The sequence below is a fragment of the Streptococcus sp. HMSC071D03 genome, from assembly GCF_001812125.1.
Classification (GTDB): domain Bacteria; phylum Bacillota; class Bacilli; order Lactobacillales; family Streptococcaceae; genus Streptococcus; species Streptococcus pseudopneumoniae_N.
The window spans coordinates 1-368 of record NZ_KV807761.1; the positions used below are offsets into that span (position 1 = coordinate 1).

Sequence of the window (368 nt, forward strand, 5' to 3'; positions counted from 1 at the left end):
TTCCAACATGGAGATTATCATATCGGGAATTTCATGATTGGTGAAGATCGTAATATTTATGTCATTGACTTTGATCGATTTGACCTTGGAGATCCTTGGGAGGAATTCAATCGTATTGTATGGTCTGCTCAAGTTTCACCTTCTTTTGCCTCTGGTATGATAGATGGATATTTTGATCATAAGGTTCCAGATTTATTTTGGAAACTTCTTGCTATCTATATTCTAAATAACATAGTTGGTGCTCTTCCATGGTCTGTTCCTTACGGAGTTGAAGAAATATCAGTAATGCAAAATCAAGCTAAGGAAATTTTAGAATGGTATGATGATATGAAGCAAATCATTCCTAGTTGGTATTTGATTGAGAAAAA

General features: G+C 34.2%; 1 protein-coding gene. It reads left to right on the top strand.

The features are described from left to right. A partial coding sequence (locus HMPREF2837_RS06435; protein ID WP_148131823.1) for a phosphotransferase family protein occupies window positions 1-368 on the top strand: 368 nt, incomplete at both ends.